The organism is Streptomyces fuscichromogenes (genome assembly GCF_014645815.1).
In the GTDB taxonomy this organism is placed as follows: domain Bacteria; phylum Actinomycetota; class Actinomycetes; order Streptomycetales; family Streptomycetaceae; genus Streptomyces; species Streptomyces fuscichromogenes.
The window spans coordinates 52,544-59,190 of the sequence record NZ_BMML01000042.1 but is presented as its reverse complement, the minus strand read 5'-3'; the positions used below and the strand labels follow the sequence as shown (position 1 = coordinate 59,190).

The following is a 6,647-nucleotide window of genomic DNA, read 5'->3' as shown; positions in this document are numbered from 1 at the left end:
CTCAAGGGACGAAGCCGTCCACGGTCAACGAGCTGAGGCTGCCGACCTTTCAAAACACGCCCTAGTCGACCGTGCCCGGTGGGCCGCCTGCGCGTGCCCCTCGTCCGTCGGGCCGGAACCATGACGGTTCCGGCCCGACGGACGGCTGACTCGGCCGAGGTGAGGGCCGGTCCGTCGGTCCTTGGCCGGCAGCGCCTTCCGGGCGCCGCCGGAGAGTACACGGGTGGTAGGCGGTGAGGGATCAGGCGTGATAGGCCACGTTGGCCATCATTCCGGCCTCGCCGTGGTACGCGTTGTGGCAGTGCAGCATCCACTGACCGGGGTTGTCGGCATCGAAGAAGACGGAGAGCTTCTTCTTGGGCAGCACGATCGCGGTGTCCTTGCGTGGTCCAAGGGCACCGAGTTGGTAGGTGTGGCCGTGCAGGTGCATCGGGTGCCACATGCCGGTGTCGTTGACGAAGTCGAGCCGTACGCGCTGCCCCTGCTCGACGAGGATCGGGTTCGCCTCGGGGTCCTTCATGTCGAACGGGGTGCCGTTGATCGCCCAGTCATACCGCATCATGCCGCCGGTCAGCCTGATCTGGTGCGTCACGTCGGTCCTGGCCCGCTTCAGGCGTGCCTCGTCGGTGGCGCGCAGCTGGGACGCGGTCATGATCATGCCGTCGAGTTCCTGCGGGCGGACGGTGGCCGTCGGCCTGCTCCCCGAGCCGGTACGCATCAGGGCCAGACCGTTGGCGTTCTTGCCCTCGGCCAGGGCGACGAGCGGGAAGACGCCGTCGCCGAGGGTGACGAGGACGTCGTACCGCTCGCCCATGCCGACCAGGAGGGCGTCGACGTCCTGGTGCCGGACCGGGAAGCCGTCCGTGTGGGTGATGGTCAGCCTGTGGCCGCCGAGGGCGACCCGGTAGGCGGTGTCCGAGCCCGCGTTGACGATCCGCAGCCGGATCTTCTGGCCGGGCTTGCCGGTGTAGACGTCCGGGTCGGTGGCCACTCGGCCGTTGATCAGGTGGTACGGGTACTTCACGTCGCCGGCGTCGCCGCCGAGCAGCTTGCTGGGCGCGCTCATGAGCATGAACTTCGTCGACATGCCGCCGGAGGAGGCGGAGGGCGTGGGGGAGGCGGATGCGGAGTCGCCGCTCATGTCCATCCCGCTCATGTTGCTCATGTCGTGGCCGCCCGTGCCGTCGGCGCCGGAACTGGTGCCCGCTTCCATACCCATGCCGCCCATGCCCTGCCTGAGCTCGGCGAAGACCTGGTCGGGTGTGCCGGTGACGCCGTCGACCCAGTCGTCGAGGAGGACGACCCATTCGTCGTCGTAGGAGAGGGTCTCCTCGGGGTCCTCGACGATCAGGGGCGCGTACAGGCCGCGGTCGAGCTGGACACCGATGTGCGGGTGGAAGAAGTACGTTCCCGGGGCGTCGGCGAGGAAGCGGTAGGTGAACGTGGAGCCGGCCCGGACGGTGTTCTGGGTGGCGGGCGGCACGCCGTCCATGTCGTTGCGCAGAGCGATGCCGTGCCAGTGGATGGACGTGGCGGTCCTGTGCGGGAGCTGGTTGGACAACTCGGCGACCAGGGTGTCGCCCACCGACAGCCGGACTTCCCTGCCCGGGGTACGGCCGTCGAAGGCCCAGGTCCTGGGCATGACGCCGCCGCCGAGATCGATCATGGCAGGAGCCGCGGTCAGGGTGAGCTTCTGCTGCCGTCCGGTGCTGGGACGCTTCTTCTCGGCGGCGGCGACCACCGAGTCGGACGGGTTGACCAGGTCGTCACCGCCGCCGGACCCGGAGCCGCTGCTGCAGGCGGCGAGCGCGCCGGCGCCCGCGGCGCCCAGCCCGGCGAGCAGGACGGAGCGACGGTTGATGCTGTTCATCTGGTTGTGTCCTCTGTTTCGAAACTGCCGATGCGGTCGCGGAAGGACGGCACCTTGCACGCCGTCCGGTGCGGCCTAGATGCGCAGTTGGGAGAGGACACTCAGGTCGGGTGGGGCGCGGCCGATCGCGGTGGCACCGGGTACCCGCCCGGCCACGGACGGCCGCAGCCGCGCCAGCGGATCGAACGCCACCGGGCCGGGTGCGGCAAGTCGCACGGACTCGACGCTCGCGGCGCCGCAGTGCTGCGAGCCGGGCATGACGCAGGCACAGGCGCAGGTGGCGTCGCCGATGTCGTGCAGGGGAGAGACGCCCGCGCCGGACGGCGCCGCCCTGTCGGACCTCACGGACGGGGTGTGAACCGCGCCCGGCATGGCGGAGACGTCCGTCGCGGGCGTCTCGTGGTGGACGAGTACGGCCAGCGCGACGCACAGGGTGAGGAACACCCCGTACGCCCAGCGGACGGCTGTGCCGCCGCGAGCTGCCCGAATCGTCATGTGCTCCACCTGCGGCCGTGACAGAAGGATCACCATCGTACCCCTAGGGGGTACCCGGCGCGCATCCGCCGGTCGGGCGCTCCGTCAGGCGGCGTGCTGGCGGACCGCCCTCAGGAGGTGGTCGATGTCCTGGGGAGCGGTGGTGAACGAGGTGACGAACCGGGCCACACCCGGTTCCCAGCGGTCGTGGTAGAAGGCGTAGCCGTCGGACAGGAGCCCCTCGGTGATCTGCTGGGGCAGGCGGCAGAAGACGATGTTGGCGTCTGCGGTACCGAGCAACCGGACCTCGGGTATCGCCTTCAGGCCCTCCTGGAGGCGGGCGGCCATGGCGTTGGCGTGGCGTGCGTTGCGCAGCCACAGGCCGTCGGCGAGGTAGGCGTCGAACTGGGCGGCTTGGAAGCGCATCTTGGACGCGAGCTGACCGGCGCGCTTTGCGCGGAAGGCCAGTTCCGGGGTGAGGGAGCGGTCGAAGACGACGATCGCGTCCGCGGTCATCGTGCCGTTCTTCGTGGCGCCGAAGGACAGCACGTCGACGCCCGCCCGCCAGGTCAGCTCCGCCGGCGCACAGTCCAGCGAGGCGATGGCGCCGGCGAACCGGGCGCCGTCCATGTGCGTGCGCAGCCCCGCCTCCTCGGCGACCGAACCGAGGGTACGGAGTTCGTCGAGGGTGTAGACGGCCCCGGTTTCCGTGCACTGGGTGATGCTCACCACCGAGGGCTCCACGCTGTGCACGTCCCCGGCCTTGTGCCGTGCGGCCGCCCGCAGCTCGTCCGGGTCGATCTTGGCGTCGTCGCCGCCGAGCGGGACGAGCTTGGCGCCCGCGGTGTAGAACTCGGGCGCCCCGCACTCGTCGTTGTTGATGTGGCTGTCGCGGTGGCAGAGCACGCTGCCCCAGGGCGGCGTCAGCGCGGCCAGGCCCAGCGCGTTCGCGGCGGACCCGGTGGACACCAGCAGGACGTCCACTTCACGCTCGAAGACGTCGCTCAGACGGCGCCGGACCGTGGCTGTGGTGTCGTCCGCCCCGTAGGGCAGGGCCTGGCCGGTGGCTTCGCGGGCCAGGGCATCGAGGATCTCCGCAGAGGTGCCGGCGGTGTTGTCGCTGCTGAAGACGCGTGCTGTCGGAGCCGTGGACATCATGATCTGGGTCCTTCGTGGTCTGTGACGCCGGATGCGGGCAGGCCGGGCGATGCGGTGGGGGTGGCCGCGGCGATCAGTTGGCGCAGGGCGCCGTGGTAGATCTCGTGCTCGGCGACCGCCGGCACGATCACCGCCAGGTGAGCGGTGAGGACCGGAAACTCCTCCGGGTCGAGCGCGGCGAGCGCCCTGCGGGTCGCCGCCCGGGCCGCCTTCGGGTCGCGGTGGTCGACGAAGCCCGCGCTGCCCAGAGTGAGCAGGTACATCCGCCGGTAGGAGGCGATCGCCTCCTCGGGTGTCATCCCGGCCCGGAGGCTGTCGGCGAGCTGCGGCTCCACGAGGCGGGCGAGGAGGTTGGGCCCCATCCAGGGGCGCGCTCCGCGCAGGGTCACCAGACTCGGGTGGGCGGCGAGCAGCCGGTACAGAGCGGTGAAGCGTTCCTCGGACGCGGTCGCCCAGTCGGTGTCCGGCGCCGGTGCGGGCAGTCGGGTGGCGAGGTGGTCGAGACACAGGTCGAGGAGTCCCGCCAGGTCCGTACAACGGCGCTGGAGGGACGCCACGGCGATACCGAGCTTCGCGGCCAGCTCGCGGAACGTGAGCGCCTGGGGGCCGCCCTCGTCGAGCAGGAGGAGGGCGGTCTCGGCGATGCGTTCCGGAGTCGCGCGATCGAGGGAGTCGGAGCGGCGGGGCATGCGAGCCATCGTACGGTACGTCGTACCGTACCGAGTACCCCACGGGGTGGCCGGTCGCTCGGAAGGGGTGCACGTGGGGGTGGAGGCGCCGATGGGCAGGAGGCGCGGCCGGCCGGGGAGGGGCGGCGGCCGGGCGGACTCAGTCGGCAACCGCGTCCGGTGGTTTCCGGGCGCCGATCGCCTCGCGGAGGCGTCGTCGGGCGTCGGCCGGGGCGGCCGCGGTGACCAGGGCCTCCGCCGCCGCGCCCGCGACCGGCGGCACGTCCAGGACACGGGGCCGGGCCAGCGGTGCCTCGGTGGCGAGCCGGGCCGCGATGTGGTCGCGCAGCAGCAGATGGTCGTTCTGCAGGGTGCCGCCGCCCAGGACCACCGGCGTCGGGGTGCGCAGCAGCCGCAGCCGGCGGAGCAGCGCGGTCACCATGGCGACGATCTCGTCGCCCAGGCGTTCCACGATGTCCCGCGCCACCGCGTCCCCGTCCTCGGCGGCGGCGAACACCAGCGGTGCCAGACCGTGCAGGGCGGTCACCGGGATCTCCCCGGCGCCGACCGCGAGCGCGACGGCCTCCACGCTGCCCAGGCCGAAGTGGACCGGCAGGTCCCGGCGCAGCCGGGTGGTCCGTCCCCGTCCGTCACCCGCGCGGACCGCGGCGCCCAGACCGGCCCGCGCCACCGCCAGGCCGCCGCCCCAGTCCCCGGTGATGTCGCCGAGGGAGAGGAAGCGGGCCGAGCGGCCCCCGGGATGGACGGCCGCGGCGTTGATGCCGGCGCCGGACACCACCGCCACCCCCCAGCCGCCCGGTGCCCCGGCCCGCAGGACCGCCAGGGTGTCGTTGCGTACGACGGTCCGTCCGGCCACCCCCAGCTCGGTCAGCTGCCGCAGGGCCAGCCGCTCCTGGGCCCGCTGGTCGACGTTGGCGAGGAAGTACGCGCCGGCCGAGACCGGGGCCGTCTGAGGCAGGCCCGCCTCGGCCAGCGCGAACCGGCCGAGCCGGGCGAGCCGTTCGGTGGTGGTCTCCATGCCCTCGGTGTGCGGGCGGGTACCCGCGCCGCGTACCCAGGACAGCAGCCGCCCCTCGGTGTCCGCGAGGACGAGGTCGGTCTTGGAGTTCCCCCCGTCGACGCCCACCACGAGGTCAGGCATCGACGGCCTCGTCGGCGAAGAACCGCGGCAGGTACCGGCGGTTGGCCGCGAGCAGCGCGTCGAGCAGGGCGTCCGCCGTCTCCCATTCGCGGACCAGCGGGTTGGCGACGAGGGCACGCCGGGCCACCGTACGGTCGCCGGTCAGCGCCGCCTCGACGGCCAGGGTCTCGTACGCCGTGACCGCCTGGACCAGGCCCAGCATCTCGGGCGGCAACGGCGGCACGGGCACGGGGCGCGGGCCGCCGGTGTCGACGTCGGCGGCCACCTCGACCACGGCCTCGTCCGGGAGGCCGGCCAGCACGCCGTCGTTGCGGACGTTGACATAGTGGTGGGCGCCGTCGCCGGTGAGCAGACTGGTGACCAGGGCGGCCGCCGCCTCGCTGTAGTACGCCCCGCCGCGCCGTTCGAGCAGCTCCGGCTTGCGGTCCAGCGCGGGGTCCGCGTACAGGTCGAGCAACTCCCGTTCGATGGCGAGAACCTGCTCGGCCCGGTGCGGTCCCTCCTGCTGGGCGCGGAGCTCCTGCCGGGTGCAGTAGAAGTAGTGGAGGTAGTACGAGGGGATCGCGCCGAGGTCGCGCAACGCCCCGGCGGGGATGCGGAGTTCGGCGGCGAGGCCGTCGAGGGCGTCACCGGTCAGGAGTTCCGGCAGCCGGTCCACGCCGTCCACGCAGACCGAGCGGATCCAGGAGAGGTGGTTGAGGCCGGCGTGGCCGAGGCGGACCCGGCCGGGGTCGGTGCCGAGGCGCGCGGCCAGCTGCCGCTGGAACTTGATCGCCACGTTGCACAGTCCGACCGCCCGGTGGCCGGCGTCCAGCAGGGCGCGGGTGACGATGCCGACCGGGTTGGTGAAGTCGACGATCCAGGCGCCGGGCCGGGCCCGGCGCCGTACCTCCTCGGCGATGCCGAGGACCACCGGGACCGTGCGCAGGGCCTTGGCGAAGCCGCCCGGACCGGTCGTCTCCTGGCCGAGCAGGCCGAACCGGTTCGGCAGGGTCTCGTCGACCAGCCGGGCGGCCTGGCCGCCCACGCGCAGCTGGACGAGGACCGCGTCGGCGCCGTCCACCGCCTGTGCCAGGTCGGTCGTGACGGTCAGCCGGCCCGGGAAGCCGTGCCGGGAAAGGATCCGGCGGGCCAGGCCGCCGATGACGGAGAGACGCTCCGCGTCGATGTCGTGCAGGACGAGTTCGCCGGCCGGCAGCAGATCCGCGCGCCGGGCGAAGCCCTCGATCAGTTCGGGTGTGTAGGTACTGCCACCGCCGACAACGGTGATCTTCACTCGTGCTCCCATGAGAGATGCGGGTTCGGACCCTGCGGG

The 6,647-nt window shown here is 72.6% G+C and carries 6 protein-coding genes; all 6 read right to left on the bottom strand.

Going from position 1 to position 6,647, the window contains the following annotated elements; all coding sequences use genetic code 11:
- Positions 1-241: 241 nt before the first annotated feature.
- Complete coding sequence (locus IEZ11_RS47110; RefSeq protein WP_189269259.1) at positions 242-1,870, bottom strand: multicopper oxidase family protein; 1,629 nt, start codon at positions 1,868-1,870, stop codon at positions 242-244.
- A 75-nt stretch (positions 1,871-1,945) separates the two neighbouring features.
- Entirely contained in the window at positions 1,946-2,365 is a 420-nt protein-coding gene (locus IEZ11_RS47105) for a hypothetical protein (RefSeq protein ID WP_189269258.1), read from the bottom strand.
- Positions 2,366-2,449: 84 nt separating this feature from the next.
- Positions 2,450-3,502: a threonine aldolase family protein gene (locus IEZ11_RS47100; protein WP_189269257.1), complete on the bottom strand. Its 1,053-nt coding sequence runs from the start codon at positions 3,500-3,502 to the stop codon at positions 2,450-2,452.
- Complete coding sequence (locus IEZ11_RS47095; RefSeq protein ID WP_189269256.1) at positions 3,499-4,191, bottom strand: TetR/AcrR family transcriptional regulator; 693 nt, start codon at positions 4,189-4,191, stop codon at positions 3,499-3,501. The genes IEZ11_RS47100 and IEZ11_RS47095 overlap by 4 nt, the downstream gene beginning before the upstream one ends.
- Positions 4,192-4,330: 139 nt before the next feature.
- Positions 4,331-5,332, bottom strand: coding sequence for an N-acetylglucosamine kinase (locus tag IEZ11_RS47090; protein ID WP_189269255.1), 1,002 nt, complete (start codon positions 5,330-5,332; stop codon positions 4,331-4,333).
- Entirely contained in the window at positions 5,325-6,608 is a 1,284-nt protein-coding gene (locus IEZ11_RS47085; RefSeq protein WP_189269254.1) for a 6-phospho-beta-glucosidase, read from the bottom strand. The genes IEZ11_RS47090 and IEZ11_RS47085 overlap by 8 nt, the downstream gene beginning before the upstream one ends.
- Between the last annotated feature and the right edge of the window lie 39 nt (positions 6,609-6,647).

Bases quoted from the DNA above. Each gene is read 5' to 3' on its own strand.
- IEZ11_RS47110 (WP_189269259.1), bottom strand. From the start codon at position 1,870: ATGAACAGCATCAACCGTCGCTCCGTCCTGCTCGCCGGGCTGGGCGCC.
- IEZ11_RS47105 (WP_189269258.1), bottom strand. From the start codon at position 2,365: ATGACGATTCGGGCAGCTCGCGGCGGCACAGCCGTCCGCTGGGCGTAC.
- IEZ11_RS47090 (WP_189269255.1), bottom strand. From the start codon at position 5,332: ATGCCTGACCTCGTGGTGGGCGTCGACGGGGGGAACTCCAAGACCGAC.
- IEZ11_RS47095 (WP_189269256.1), bottom strand. From the start codon at position 4,191: ATGCCCCGCCGCTCCGACTCCCTCGATCGCGCGACTCCGGAACGCATC.
- IEZ11_RS47100 (WP_189269257.1), bottom strand. From the start codon at position 3,502: ATGATGTCCACGGCTCCGACAGCACGCGTCTTCAGCAGCGACAACACC.